The organism is Rhizobium sp. 0TCS1.26 (assembly GCF_050455525.1).
Lineage (GTDB): Bacteria > Pseudomonadota > Alphaproteobacteria > Rhizobiales > Rhizobiaceae > Neorhizobium.
Map to the genome: position 1 here is coordinate 1,202,571 of NZ_JBCIYV010000002.1, position 13,931 is coordinate 1,216,501.

12 protein-coding genes are annotated in these 13,931 nt (G+C 57.4%); 4 read left to right on the plus strand and 8 right to left on the minus strand.

What is annotated here, in order from left to right; translation table 11 throughout:
• Window positions 1-359: 359 nt before the first annotated feature.
• From AAIH46_RS13145 to AAIH46_RS13160, 4 genes are all read right to left on the minus strand, one after another.
• Window positions 360-2,189: a sensor domain-containing phosphodiesterase gene (locus tag AAIH46_RS13145; RefSeq protein ID WP_430306316.1), complete on the minus strand. Its 1,830-nt coding sequence runs from the start codon at window positions 2,187-2,189 to the stop codon at window positions 360-362.
• A gap of 413 nt (window positions 2,190-2,602) precedes the next feature.
• Complete coding sequence (locus AAIH46_RS13150; protein ID WP_430306317.1) at window positions 2,603-5,335, minus strand: EAL domain-containing protein; 2,733 nt, start codon at window positions 5,333-5,335, stop codon at window positions 2,603-2,605.
• A 63-nt stretch (window positions 5,336-5,398) separates the two neighbouring features.
• A complete protein-coding gene (locus tag AAIH46_RS13155; RefSeq protein WP_430306318.1) occupies window positions 5,399-6,541 on the minus strand; it encodes a FecR domain-containing protein in 1,143 nt (380 codons plus the stop codon).
• A gap of 196 nt (window positions 6,542-6,737) precedes the next feature.
• The gene (locus AAIH46_RS13160; RefSeq protein WP_430306319.1) at window positions 6,738-7,757 is read right to left on the minus strand and encodes a ketopantoate reductase family protein; all 1,020 of its coding nucleotides are present in this window, start codon (window positions 7,755-7,757) and stop codon (window positions 6,738-6,740) included.
• Window positions 7,758-8,128: 371 nt separating this feature from the next.
• Here AAIH46_RS13160 and AAIH46_RS13165 point away from each other — a divergent pair, with 371 nt between their 5' ends.
• Window positions 8,129-8,383: a DUF6894 family protein gene (locus AAIH46_RS13165; protein ID WP_430306320.1), complete on the plus strand. Its 255-nt coding sequence runs from the start codon at window positions 8,129-8,131 to the stop codon at window positions 8,381-8,383.
• A gap of 86 nt (window positions 8,384-8,469) precedes the next feature.
• Here AAIH46_RS13165 and AAIH46_RS13170 read toward each other — a convergent pair whose 3' ends face one another.
• Window positions 8,470-8,703 (minus strand): hypothetical protein, encoded by a 234-nt coding sequence (locus AAIH46_RS13170; RefSeq protein ID WP_430306321.1) that lies wholly within the window; start codon window positions 8,701-8,703, stop codon window positions 8,470-8,472.
• Between the two features lie 428 nt (window positions 8,704-9,131).
• The gene (locus tag AAIH46_RS13175; RefSeq protein WP_430306322.1) at window positions 9,132-9,365 is read right to left on the minus strand and encodes a DUF6894 family protein; all 234 of its coding nucleotides are present in this window, start codon (window positions 9,363-9,365) and stop codon (window positions 9,132-9,134) included.
• Window positions 9,366-9,553: 188 nt separating this feature from the next.
• Between AAIH46_RS13175 and AAIH46_RS13180 the strand changes: the two genes are divergently transcribed.
• Both AAIH46_RS13180 and AAIH46_RS13185 read left to right on the plus strand, forming a co-directional pair.
• Entirely contained in the window at window positions 9,554-9,766 is a 213-nt protein-coding gene (locus AAIH46_RS13180; RefSeq protein WP_430306323.1) for a hypothetical protein, read from the plus strand.
• Window positions 9,766-10,104, plus strand: a complete 339-nt coding sequence (locus tag AAIH46_RS13185; protein WP_430306324.1) for a hypothetical protein — start codon at window positions 9,766-9,768, stop codon at window positions 10,102-10,104. Before AAIH46_RS13180 ends, AAIH46_RS13185 begins: the two co-directional genes overlap by 1 nt.
• A 365-nt stretch (window positions 10,105-10,469) precedes the next feature.
• Here AAIH46_RS13185 and AAIH46_RS13190 read toward each other — a convergent pair whose 3' ends face one another.
• On the minus strand, window positions 10,470-11,264 hold the full coding sequence (locus tag AAIH46_RS13190) for an SDR family NAD(P)-dependent oxidoreductase (protein ID WP_430306325.1): 795 nt from the start codon (window positions 11,262-11,264) through the stop codon (window positions 10,470-10,472).
• Between the two features lie 125 nt (window positions 11,265-11,389).
• Here AAIH46_RS13190 and AAIH46_RS13195 point away from each other — a divergent pair, with 125 nt between their 5' ends.
• Entirely contained in the window at window positions 11,390-12,298 is a 909-nt protein-coding gene (locus tag AAIH46_RS13195; RefSeq protein WP_430306326.1) for a LysR family transcriptional regulator, read from the plus strand.
• Between the two features lie 492 nt (window positions 12,299-12,790).
• On the opposite strand, the gene AAIH46_RS13200 is transcribed toward AAIH46_RS13195, so the two are convergent.
• The gene (locus AAIH46_RS13200) at window positions 12,791-13,708 is read right to left on the minus strand and encodes an N-acyl homoserine lactonase family protein (RefSeq protein ID WP_430306327.1); all 918 of its coding nucleotides are present in this window, start codon (window positions 13,706-13,708) and stop codon (window positions 12,791-12,793) included.
• Between the last annotated feature and the right edge of the window lie 223 nt (window positions 13,709-13,931).

Genomic DNA, 13,931 nt, shown 5'->3' on the forward strand with positions numbered 1-13,931 from the left:
TTTGTCATCCACGTTCACCTAGAAGTCGGCAGCCGCACAAACTGAATGCCATCTTCATCTAGTCAGATAGCTCACCTTCAGCTCGTAGACGAGCATCTGAACACCGATTAATGTCTGGTCGCGTATACGCTTCCACCCTCGAAAGATGACCAACTTCAGACCTGATTGGACGAAGCCGAATAGGACGTCGCCCTGGTTCCCAGTCGTGGGCCGGAGCCATTTCTGTCGGACTAGGCAAGCGTCGAATACCGACGCTAAGCTGGCAGACCGCGAAGGCCCCCGACCGTTTGGGGAATGCTCGAAATCGCCGTCTGCTAACTGAGAGCGAACGCGCCGACTGAGTGATAGGGCGGCCCTAGTCAATCGCTCGTGCGACGCTCAGCCCGTATCGGTCCTGACGGTTGTGTCTGAGGCTGACCGAAGTGCTGTAATAGGAGCGTCGCAGCAGTGATGTCTACCGCCTTTGAGAACAGGTAACCCTGGCCCAAGCTGCAACCGAAACTCAGAAGCCTTTCTAGCTGCTCCTCCGTCTCGATGCCTTCTGCAACGACTTTGATGCCGAGCCTGTTGGCGATATTGATAACGCCTTCCACGATAACGCCGGCGCCCTCCTCGAGCGCCAGCCGGTCCACGAAAGACTTGTCGATCTTGATGATGTCGATCGGCACCGTCAGCAGATGGGTCAAAGATGCAAACCCTGTTCCGAAGTCATCAAGAGCGACACGCATGCCGAGAGATCTCAGGCCCCTTATTTCGTCCGCCACGACATGCTCGCCGTGTCCCAGATAGACCGACTCCGTCACCTCCAGGATGACATGCCTGAGCGGAACACCTGTCTCTCCGAAGATGCGTGAAAGCCGTTCCTTGAGATTTCTGGCATGAAAGTCTGCAGCTGCGAGATTGATACCTACATGCTGAAGGGGCAATCCGCTGTCGATCCAGTCGCGCATGTCCCGGGCAACCTTGAGGAGCATGCACTCGGTCAGGTCGGATGCGACGTTCGCATCCCTTGTTGCCTCGTGAAAATTGGCCGCTGAAATGATCGTGCCATTCTTTGTCATCATCCGGCAGAGTGCTTCGAATCCGACCACCTCGCCGGTGTCGAGGCGAACGATTGGTTGATAATGCGCGGTTATGCGGCCTTCAGCGAGAGCCAGGCCGACATCACGTATCGCGCGGAAACGCCTCGTAAAAGCCGTTCCCATGCCGGAATTGTAATGGACGTAGTTCCCCTTCGAACGCTCCTTCGCGTGGTAGAGCGCTATGTCAGCAGACTGTCTCACCTGGTCAGGGGTGTCGCCCTGCTTAGCTATCGCTCCACCGATCGTCACACTCGGCACGACAACGTGGCCATGGCAACTTGCAGGCTCCTTGATGGTGGCGAGTATCTTCGAAGCTTCCGCCTCGAGATCTATCGCAGTTTCACCATCTATAACGATAGCGAACTCGTCCCCGCCAATCCGGAATGTCTTGCCTTCTGGGATTGCTGCAGCCAACCTCTCGCCAGCTATGCGGATAAGATCATCACCGCTAGAGTGGCCGAAAGTGTCATTGACCAGCTTGAGATTATCAAGATCCGCGATCAGAACACCCCACCATCGTCCTTGTCTGGCCGCTTGCTCAGCTAGAACAACGTTGAACCGTGCACGGTTCGGTAACCCAGTCAGGGCGTCGATGTAGGTCAGGCGCTGACGCTCTCGAACACGCTCTTCCCGTTCGATCGCAATGGCGCAAAGGTTAACGCAGGCAGCTACAATCTGCTGCTCGACGGTGGTCGGCCCTCTCAGTTCACGAAAGTAGAACGCGAAAGTTGCCACGACGCGACCATTGCTGAAGATTGGCGTCGACCAGCAGGACTTTGCGTTAAGCTGCAAAGCGAGATGCTTGAAATCAGCCCATCGCGGATCGTGTTCCAGATCGATGACTGTGACCGCTTCACCTAAAAAGGCTGCAGTGCCGCACGATCCTACCGAAGGACCAATGGGGATACCCTCGAGGGCAGCCGAGTAAGCGGCGGGAAGAGAAGGTCCTGCAAGCGGACGCAAACGATCGCCAACGACAGCGAGGACAGAACAGATGACGTCGTCAGCGATAAGCTCGACATCGCGACAGAGTTTATCCAGCGTCTTTGGCAAAGGCTCGCCGCGGGCTATCATCTCCAGAACGACGTTTTGCAGCTCGAGCAGCATGACGCATATCTCCTTGGCTGGTGGCCTGAATATCATGCGAGCATTAGGTAATGTTGAGATAACTAGTTAAATGGCAAGTTACATTGCGAAGAGCTAGACGCCCGGAATTTGAGATACCAGGGCGGCTTTCGTCGCTTATTAAAAAAGTTCCTGGAGTTTTAGCGCTCCGATCACTAGACGTGCACCCACTTTTTCGTCCGCGGTCGCACCGCCGAGATTCTCATACGATCCAGCAGCGTGCTTGGATGCGTGATGATTCCTTCGTGGAAAGGTTTTCACGGGCGCCTGAACAGCTCTCTACAAGCTAAAGGAGCATGGCCGGTTCCGGACCCAAGCCGGAAGGAGCAGTCTGCGACGCGGCTACTTGCGCAGCTACAATCGTGGCCGTGTGAGCCAGATGCCATCATCCGGCGTTAAGCTGCCGTGATCCAAGGGGCAGCATCGAGCAGTCCTAGTATATCTTTTGAGGTCTGAGGCTTTCCGAAGTAGTACCCTTGCCCCAATTCGCAGCCCATGGCAGCCAGCAGCTGAGCCTCAACTTGTGTTTCAACACCCTCCGCGACAACGCGCAAACACAACCCCTCTGCCATGGACTTGACGGTCTGGACAATTGCCAGGCTGCGTGGATCGTCAGCCAGCTTTCGGACAAAAGACTGATCGATCTTGAGTTTGTCGAGTGGGAACTCCGCGAGATGGGCCAGATTAGAGTAACCGGTTCCAAAATCATCAAGGGCGATCTCAATACCCATTTCCCGTAATGCTTTGATCGTGCCGAAGACTTGGCTGCTTCGTTCTACGAACGCAGATTCGGTGATTTCGAGCTGAAGCCTGCGCGACGTGATGCCGTGCCTCTGCAAAGCGAGCCCGACGTCGGCGACCAAGTCGCTCCGGATTAGCTGGACAGGGGCGACGTTGACGGCAACGCTTAGCTCGTCCGGCCACAGAGCGGCCTGACGGCATGCCTCGTTGATCGCCCAACGGCCCAGCTCACACACGAACCCGTTCGCCTCCGCAACGGGGATGAAAGTGGCTGGCGATACAAGTCCGAATGTCGGGTGGTTCCAGCGCAGCAACGCCTCGGCACCGCGGAGACGTCCCGTCCGAAGGTCGACCTGTGGCTGGTATGCGAGAAAGAACTCGCCGCGCGTGAGGCTGTCGCGCATCGCCCGTTCCAGTTCACGCGCATGTTGCTGTTGAAAGGCGGCAGCCGGATCATATGCGCGCCAGCCACTTCCCGCGACCCTCGCTGCATCGTCAAGCGCATGCTCGGCGCGCTCTACCCATACGTCGCCTGCTTCACCCGGCAGCATGTCGGCACATAGTCCGACGCGCACGCTGAGCTGGTTGCTGCTGAGACCAACCTTCATCGGTGCAGCGAAAAGATCCATGACGATCTCAATCATCTCTTCTTGTCGCTCGACACCACGTTTAGGGATCACGATGGCGAAGACGTCGCCGCCCAGCCTCGCCACGGCGGTTATTCGAGGCTCAGCCGTCAACAGAGCTGCGACACCTCGCAGCACATCATCTCCGGTGTCTCGCCCCATGGTCGCATTGATGACGCTTAAGCGGTGCAGCCCGATAGCTAGGACGAAGAACTGCCCTTCGTATTCCTTAAGATGGGTCGAGAAGGTTCTGCGGTTCATCAAGCCGGTTAGGTCGTCGAACTGCGAAAGGTATCTCAGACGCTCTTCATAATGTCTGCGCGCCGTCATATCCCTGATCATCAGGCTGCCGATAAAGGAGGTAGTGACGCTACGGCCCGTTTCATCGGGACGTTCCAAGGGAGACAGTGTCACGGTTGCATCCAGATGTCGGAGTGATCCATCGACCTCCACAGCCACCTCGTGGGTACACCCATGGACAGCAAGCGGCTCACGCACATGCTCTGCTACGAGGCTGAGCACCTGACAATAGAGGGAGCTTGGCAACACATCTTCAAGTGATGCCCCGCGCTGACTTGAGGTGCTGGCGGCCAGCATCGGGCCGGCCGACGCGCTGACTTCGAAGATATTCATGTTGTGGTCGAACGCGATGACGGCATCCGTGCTGTCCGTCACGACCTTGCGCAACAACCGGCGAATGTTTCGCTGTTCGGCATTGGCAATCTCCATCAGGAACCGACTGAAATTCACCTTCTCGGTCAACGCTAGCAGTATGCCCAGCAGCAGGACGGCCCAGCAGCTCGCGGTAGAGAGGAGTATCCCGTAGTTCTTTTGCAGGAAGAAAGCCAAGCCTTCGATAGCTATCAACATCGCGGTGGCAAGCCAAGCCACAAGGAAGGTAGGCCGGGCGCGCAAGCTCAAGACAACGGAGATGACCAGAGCCGCGAATCCCAAATCCAGCGGCAGTCGAGGCACAGATCTCAGCAATCGGTCTTGTTTAAGGGTTTCCGCGCCAAGAATGTGCAGCAATGGCCCGGGAAGCTGTCGGTAGACTGGAACCGGGAAGATATCCTTGAGCTCGCTTGCATAAGCTCCAACGACGACCGAACGGGCTGCCAGCCGGTTGTCGTCGAACGCAGGATCGAACACGTCGGCCAAGGAAATCATGGGCACTGTCTTCGGATCGATCGAGTAGTCAATCAGCACGCTGCCGTCAGCATCATCAGATCGGCCCAAAACAGCCGCAACTGATTGTGTCTTCTGACCGTCCAACATATCGCCGCCTCGGATCGACCGCACGATGCTGTCGTCATCTGCAACGACGTTTGCAAATGCCATCCAAGCGTTTGCACCGAGCATCGGTATTGGCCGGGTAACGGCCAGCAATCCAGGATCTCCCGCCGAAAGACGTTGACTGAAGACGGGAAGAATGACCCCGCCACCGACTTTGGCAAGGCCTTCTGCCAATGCGGTGTCCTCTGTCGGAGAGGATGGAGTGCTGAAATCGATGTCGATGAAAATGTCGTTGACGCCTGCCCCGGATAGCTTCTCCAGCAACTTCGCGTAAACGCTGCGCGGCCACGGCCAGGTGCCCACGGTATCGAGGGTCTTCTTGTCGATTGCCAGGTAGACGATCTCTCCCGATGCCGGGCGAGGAGCTGCCGCGAAGCGTCGGGCAACAAGTTCATTATCAAGATACTTAAGGAGCGGAACTGCCGCTCCTGCCAAGACTACCGCAAAGATCAGTCCGATAACGACCAACCGGACTGCGCGCGAAGCAGACGGTACTGTTCTAGACCAGATGGCTGAACAACGTCCCATCGCTCAATCCTTTTTCCCGTTCCCGTTCCCGTTCCCGGTCCCGCTGGTCGCACCGCGGCCATTGCCTTCATTTCCAGTACCGTTTCCTCCGCCGTTACCCTTGCCGTTACCCTTGTTTCCGTTGCCGCTATTTCCGCCGCTACCAAAGCCCTCGCCGTTTCCTACTCCGTTTCCGTTATCCGCCTTCCCGGTTCTAGTTCCATCGGTATTCCCGTTTCCGACGCCGGCGTTACCTTCCCCCGGACCTCTCCCAAGGCCGTCAGTTTTTCCGTTCCCGTTGCCGTTGCCGTTTCCTGCGCCGTCCTCGCCGCCCTTAGAACCTCCGTCACCTATGCCGCCGCTGTCTTTCCTGCTTTGACCGCCGGAAGAGCCGCGAATACCGCCACGACCCTTCTGGTCGCCGTCCGTTCTGCTGGTATTTGATTGATCGCTGTCGGGGTTGCGACTGCCGCCCTTCGCAGAACTGGCGCCGATAGAAGGGGCAGAAGGCGCTCTGCCTGGGGAACTGGAGCCAACTGCCGGACCGACTGGAGCGACTGCTCCCACAGCATTAACAGGAGCTGTCGACGGAGAAACAGAGGTGATGGACGGAGCCGACCGCACGCCGGAAACCGTCATACCATTTGAAGTGTCTACCGATGCGCGCTGACCAGGCCCTACATTTGCACGCTGGCCTGTTTGATAGGAGGTGACCTCAACCAGCCCCCGATTGACGGCCACTTTGGCACTGCCGTTGGCCACGGATACGCTAAAGTTGGTACCCTTCACCACAGCCGCCAAGTATGGAGTCACCACGGTCGTGTGCGGTTGATTGCGCTTCTCTATCTCCAAATCCAAGACCCCAATCTGCTGAATGACCTTGGTCTTTCTCTCGATGTCACCTCTGGTGAAAATTCCTGCCATGGAGTTTGGCTGTATGATTATGCTTTCGGTGCCGCGGACCAGTTGCGCACGGCCCCTTGGGCCGGTCTGAATCCAGGACTTGTTGGCGACGACATCGCCCACCTTTACCGCATGCCAAGGACGATCGGTGACCTTGACCGTCACCTGTTCGGTTGCCTTGACTACCTGCCAATCGCCCTCATCAGCTAAAGTGAAGGTCGTAATAGCAAAATACACGAATACTATAGCGAGAATTCTCAGCATCATTGCCCCCATGCGACAAAGAAGGGTAGCTTCTTCCTCTTAACACCGGTTGAATCGTCGGTAATCAACCTGCGAAACCAGAGAACTACACAATGCTGCGCGTCAGGAATTGCTGACGAACATGCGGGCTAAATGTGACTGCTGCAGAGGGAGCTTTCGCGGCGGGCCCTGCCATTCTTGGCCGGAAGGGATCTGTTTAAGCGGCCGCTCTCATAGCTGCGTCGCTCTTGTACCTGGCGATAGCGGTGATTGTGCGGGTCAACGGCATGTCCAGTCCTCGAATGTCACCTAACTCTATTACTGCGTCGCAGATTGCTCCGAGTTCAAGGGGGTGCCCACTTTCGTAGTCCTGGAGCATCGACGTCTTGACCTCGCCCATTCCGGCAGCGAACTTCATCAGTGACTCAGGATCAAGTTCGAGGCGCGCGCCATAGCTGGCCGCTACAAGGAGCGCTTCGTTCAGGAGCTGCTTCACGACCCTGGACAAAGGTTCGAGCCCGCACAGGTCTCTCAGGTGAGTTTCGGCGACTACAGAAAGTGGATTGGACATCAGATTCGCAATTACTTTGGTCCAGAGCGGATCACGGATCCGTTCGCTGACGCGGGTCTCGATCCCGCATGCGTTCAAAAGGGCTCCAAGCTCGTGGCTACGGGGTTTATCCTGGTTATCAATTTCTCCCAGCACTAGCTTCACACCATTCATGGCCACCGCTTCCGATCGTGATATCCTGGCGGCGGTAAACATTGTGACGCAGCCAATAACGCAGGCGGAGGGCAGTAGCGCCTTCAGCTCGCGACCAGGATCCACAGCATGGATGTCGTGTGGCCGATGGCTAGCACCGGCGCCTTCGAAGTACCACCAGGGGATACCATTCACCACGGGAACGATGAGCGTTCCTTCGTGTAGAAGCGGCTGAATGTCCTTTGCCAGCTGGGGTAGATCCTGCGCTTTGGGGCACAGAAACACCACATCTTGGATCCCCAGCCCTTCAGCTGACGCCACGGGCACTTCCAGTGCGCGATGACCGTCTCGATCCGTTAATGCGATGCCCTTTTCACGAATGTCAGCTAAAGTTCGACCACGAGCCAAGATGCTTACGTTGGGGTACTGGGCTGCAAGCTTTGTGGCGAGCGTTATGCCTATAGCGCCTGCTCCAGCCACACATAGACGCAGCTGGTGCTGCTGCTCGGCAATGTTGTCTTCGACATCTTTCATTTTGGCACTCCGACGTTGCTGCGAGCGCTTATGGCTGGGCGTCGCCAACCTTCTATTGCAGGCGACCGCCGGATGGTTTCAACCTTAATGGGTAGAGCTTCGCTTGGGCTCCAGTGACTGTAACATGGGAAGTCGCTACAGCGCGCGACGCGGCGGCCACCGAGCTACTCCTACCAACTGGCTCCACCGTGGCATGCACCGGTTGGGAGCAGTGATCTGCTGCGGCGCCTCGGAGCGCACTCCAAATCTTCACACTCGATTGCCGTCGTCAAAACGGCGTCTTTGGCTGCCACAAAGAGTTGTGTCGCCCTTTGATCCCGGCGCTGGCGACTGAGAGAGTGACTGGCTCTTGCCCGATGTGGAGCACGAGCGTGGCCCTCTATTTCTTCAATATCTACAATGGCGAACAGATCCGCGACGAGATCGGAACCGAATGTGCCGACGCAGCTGCAGTGCGGCTTGAAGCGGCAGAAACCATGAGGCACACCTTCAAGTGGCGCAAGCTTGAAGAGGAAAACGCGGTCGCCATGACGATCAATGTCGTGGATGCAGACGGCAAGACGGTCATGATCGTGACCTGTGCGGCGACACTTGAGCCCGTCATCGGCTCTTCACTTGCAGCCTGACCTCGCGGACCTCACCTGGGGTGGCGGAGCTCCGGAAGCTGCTACTCGATCAGCGCGTCAATGAACCCTTACTGAGCACTGGCTGTTCACGAACGCGGCGTCAGCAGGCGAGCCTCGCCCTGAGCAAGGCGATGCATAAGGGAGAACAGCGCCTGGCTCAAATCACCGTTGCCGAGAGCGTCAGGATCGCCGAAAGCAGAAGCCAGGGTACGATCAACGAGCTGTCGCTGTGTTTTTTCGATGTGGCTGTACCGGCCGGCTCGCACCATGAGGAATTCGCGCAGTTGCCAAGGTTCTCTCAGGTCGATTGGCGGATACATGTCGGCCACTCCGGATTGAAACAAGTCGTGCCGCGGGAAGATTGAACCGTAAGCAGGGATTATAGCCGTGGAACTAAAAGTAGTTGGAAGTACGGGATTGCGGGCTAACGCCGCCGACTAATTATGCCTATGCTACGACAGTCTGAACCGATCGGATTGCCGGGTCGGCAAACAAGCTCTGTATCCTGTACCGCGACAGCCTCACCTCGTACGAATGACATGCGTCGTTGCGCAGCGACAGCGAAGGGACGCACGACTATTCGGAAGAGAGCGGCTCAGGCGCATCATCTTCATCGTAAAGCGGGAAGTTGCGCTCGATCATGCCCCAGAGCGGACTTGCTGGGCAGCTTTTCGCGCCAGAGCGGTGCGGCTTAAGAGGACCTCAGGAAGCAACTGTCTCAGCACCTGGATGATCACTGGTGGCGACACTACAGCCGGATGACAGAGTGAAACGGCACGCTAGTAATCAGACCGCGGCCGTGTACCCAGATCTCGAAACGCCGTCCGTCGATCAGAACGTTGTTGAGAACGGCCTCTGCGACCATCTCTCGCGCGGCCCCGACAGCCTCGTCCAGAGCCGCCTCGTCAGAATCCAAAAGCACCCCCTCCGGATCCTCTTCGAAGACGTCGCCCTGGCGAAGATGGAAAAAGTACCTTTGCATCGCACCAAAACGATAGCTGCGGGAAGAGGTTCCTCTTCAGCAGACTGGTGGATTGTGACCCACAGTCGCAACCGGCCGGCTTGACTCCCATCAACCCATGGAACATATAGGGAACATCTGCCGCATGATCAGCGGCCATTTCCGACTTGATGACGAACCAAGCGTGCTTTCCGCGCGAAGGAGAACGTGTGTCTGCTGAACCGATCGCTGTTGAGCACGAGCAAGCAAGTCTCGCTGAGGAGATCGAGGCCGCCCTCGCCTATCATGGCGGCGACGCGCGTGCTGCTGTCGCGACGCTGCTCGATGACTGCCGGCATCTGCGGCTGCAGCTGGCATTAGCGGAGCGTGCCATAAGCCGCGGTATGACGCGCGGGTGGCGGCCGAGCTTCGAGCGCTCCTGATGCCTGCGGGATACTATGCGGGGAGGTCTCACCCGTACCGCGACAACAAGATCCCTCGCCTGTCGAAGGCTCATGAGATTGGACAGTTCGTGCGGGTGAACTGTCCGATCTGCAGGATCACCCGTCACTATCAACCGTCCGACATCCAGCAGCTGTGTGGCGACCTCAACGTCTTCCAGCTGCGCGGCCAGTTCCGCTGCGACCGCTGCAACGATCGAGACAGCGTGTCGATCGCCTTCGTCAGTCTGCTTGCAACGGAAATGCCGGGGCTCGTCGTGCGGCAACTGGAGCGCATCGAGATGCGCCGGGTTCCCATCTGGCGAGACGTGACGCTATGATCTGCATCCAGGAGATGGACTGTGGCGATGGGGGTCGCAGCAGGAACGGAGGATCCGACATGACGAGCAACCTGCTGTTGAACGCGATGTTACTCCTTGCGGTCCTTGCCGCAACCGTCTCTTCCGGCTTGCACGCCGCCGTCAGGCAAGCGCAAAGGCCCGAGCGTTCGCAGACTTTGTCGAGACCGTGATGGAGTAAAGAGTGCCGCTTAGGTCGGACAGCCATTGTTGGTAATCGGACGTGGATGCACACTGAATTCCGACCGATGACGAGCATCGGCGCGAGAAGTCTGGCGCACAAGCCGAGCCGGGGAATGGCCAAGATCGACACTTGGCCATTCCTGCTCATACAGATTGGGAAGCCATCAACTAATCGACCGTACCACGCCGCCATCGACACGCAGCGCCGCCCCGCTGGTCGCCGACGCCTGCTGGGAGCAAATATAGACGACCATGTTGGCGATCTCCTCTGTCGTAGAGAAGCGTCCAAGGAGTGAGGTCGGGCGGTTGGTTGCAAGAAATTCTTGCTCGACTTGTTCGATCGTCTGTCCCGACTGCTGAGCGATATCCTCCAGGACGTTACCAAATCCTTCCGAACGGGTTGGGCCGGGAAGGATAGAGTTCACAGTGACGCCTGTGCGTCCTGCAAGTTCGGCCACGCCGCGGGAAACGGCGAGTTGGGCAGCTTTGGTCATGCCGTAGTCGATCATCTCCTTCGGTGGGTTCAAGGCCGACTCGCTGCTGATGAAGACAATGCGCCCCCACGCCCGTTTGGTCATTCCCTGCAGGTAATGCTTGGTCAGGCGGACCCCGCTCATGACGTTAAGCTGGTACATGAAGAGCCAGTCCTCGTCTGTCAGATCGTCGAAAGACTTGAACAGAGCAGCACCGACGCTGTTGACGAGAATATCGGCTTCGGGAACCGCCCTTGCTAGAGTCGCTGCGCCTGCCGCGGTCGCCATGTCGGACGCGACGCCTGAGAGGATCGCAGTCGGCGCTACCTCACGGATGGTCGCGATGGCCTGCTGAACGCGCTCTTCGGTACGACCGTTGACCACAACCTCGGCCCCTGCCCCGGCGAGACCCGTTGCGATGGCAAGTCCAATGCCTGCCGTCGATCCGCTGACCACTGCGCGCTTTCCACTGAGATCGATCTTCATGTATGGCTCCTGTGTTTCAATGTTCGATGACAAGAAGGTAGCCGCCCCCTGACGTAATCAGTAGACGTGTCAGGCTCCTTGCACTCGTTCCCGGAAGTCACTAATGAGGGGTAGGAGATCAGGATTTGGCAACGGATCGGCTTGGTAGCATCACGGCATTTATCAAGGTGGCAGAGCTGGGCGGCTTCGCGGCGGCGGGCAGAGCTCTTGCCATTTCTCCCTCGGCGGTGAGCAAGAGCGTCTCCAGACTGGAGGAAAGGCTGCAACTCCGACTGTTCCAGCGCACGACCCGGTCGCTTGCCATGACGGAGGATGGCAAACTGTTCTTCGAGCGGTGCAGCGCTATCCTCAAGGACCTCGATCAGGCTGAGGAGGACATGCGCCAGCGTTCGGCACGACCGAACGGTCTTCTCCGCATCGAAATGCCAACAGCCCTTGGCCGGCTGCGGGTCGTCCCCGAACTCGGCCGCCTCACCTCTCGATTTCCGGAACTGCGCATTGCAGCGACCTTCGCTGATACCGTGACAGACCCGATTTCAGCGGGCATCGATGCGGTTTTGCGCATCGGGCATCCTCGTGACCCGCGGCTGATGGTAAAGCGGGTCGGGACTGTGAGGTATATCGTCTGTGCCGCTCCGTCCTACCTTGCCGCTCACGGCGAACCTGGAACAGTCGATGATCTCGAACAGCATGACTGCGTAAGGCGCGTTTCCCATGACCCGGCTGGCTTCGCACCGTGGCGCTTTCTGCAGCCGGAAACCGGAAAGCCTTTCGAGCGGCATGTCGAGGGCACGTTGAGCTGCGACAGTCCTGATGCCATGGTCGATATGGGGCTCTCCGGAGCCGGCCTCGTTCAGCTCCACACCTACATGGCCGAGCCTCACATAAAATCTGGTAAGTTAGTGGAGGTCCTTCGCCCCTTTACTGTCGATGGACCGCCGATCTCGGTACTGTTTCCGTCAGCCAAGCACCTTGCACCGAAGGTCCGAGCCTTCATCGATTTCGTTTCTGAGGTCCTCAACGATCGGCCATAAGTGATGGTGCCGGCGAAACGGTCACTCTTGCGAGCCTCTGAAATTTACAAGAGTTTGTCTCGGTAGAAAAGCAAGACCATAGTGAGAGTGATGACCCCGATCGCTGTTAGGACAAGCGCTTGCCTTGACGAAGTTCGGTCTCGATACGCGAAGGCGGCCGTGATGGCGCAGAGCGACCAGACAACTGTGACAATGATCAACAGCCACGAATACAAAAACGGACCAAGATCGTAGCCTCCTCCGCCTATCGAAGGTCCGGATGTCGTATCGATTTGAGCGCCAATCAAGATAACTACCGGTATGGCGAGCGCCAACAACCATACCGCTATCGTTCTGCTTTTCATTACCAGTTACCTTATTCTGCCGCGGACCGTTCCGTCACGTCCGATATTCCTCAAGCTTGGCAGCAAAAAATAGATCACCTTCGCGACTTCGGCGCCTAAGCATGAAAAAGGGCCGGAGACAATGTCTCACGGCCAAGCGGCCAAGCCGTTATGCTCCTCTAGCCGCTGCAGCCACTGTTGCGTAGGTAAGTTCCCGCATCGGCCCACTGTTGAGCTGCTTCCACTGCTCAGGGTCATGCCCAAATACAAGGAGAACACCGTAATTCTGATACTTTTGCAGACGACGGAAGCACTCCAGCATTGCAGTCTCATCACGGACGAAGGCAGGCTCCGGGAGCACCATTTTCTCAAGAGCCTGCCGCAGGTAACAGGCGTCGGCCGAAAGTATAATCTCGCCATCCTGGAGCTTGACTTTGAGCGACTGGTGGCCAGGAGTATGGCCATGGGTTGGAATGAGGATGACGCTGCCATCGCCGAAGAGATCGTGTTCCCCGTCAACAAGAAGCTTGTCGTGACCGAGATCATATTGGCGGGTCAGATAGCTGTTTTCTTCAATAGTTTCAGGCGTGGTTGCCGCTATCCACTCTCGTTTCTGGAGAACCAGCCGAGCGTTTTTGATCAATTCATTGCCGCCGCAATGATCGAAATGCAGGTGAGAATTTATCAGGAAATCGATCTTCTCAGGATCGACGCCAAAAGCCTTGAGACGCTCGGCCACGTCCTCACCGGCCTTGTATTCCGGTTTCACCAGAGGTTCAAATTTCCCCAGCGTCCGTTTGACTTCCTCCGGGTCAAGGCTCTGAAGGCCTGTTTCAAGTCCGGTATCGAATAACGCGGTGCCCTTCGGATGGACGATCAGGTAGCTCGGAACCGGGATAACCAACCAGCCTGCGCTGCCGCTCAGGAAAAGCCTGTATGGCATTGTTAGCCACCCGCATGTCATCGCATAAAGACGTGGGCACATGTTCTGCTCCATAGTTTTAGCCGGATGACAGTTGGAATCCGGTTGCTCATCCTTGGTTTTCGTTTCACAACCCATTCCGGTGCGCAGATCTATCTTCGACATTACAGCGGGAAGATTCCCCACTATGCTGGATCGCGGCGTCTGGACGATTGCGACGCTGGAATACGCCGCCTCCCCTCCAATCATCTGAACGTCTGTCCCCGGCTCCAAGTCCAAGAACGGGGTTTTCTCGATCGGCTTTTACAGGGTGGACACCTGGTTTTCCGGTTTATTCCGTCCTGCCAAAAATATGTTTCCCGCCGGCGTAGGTTTCGCAGCGCCATCC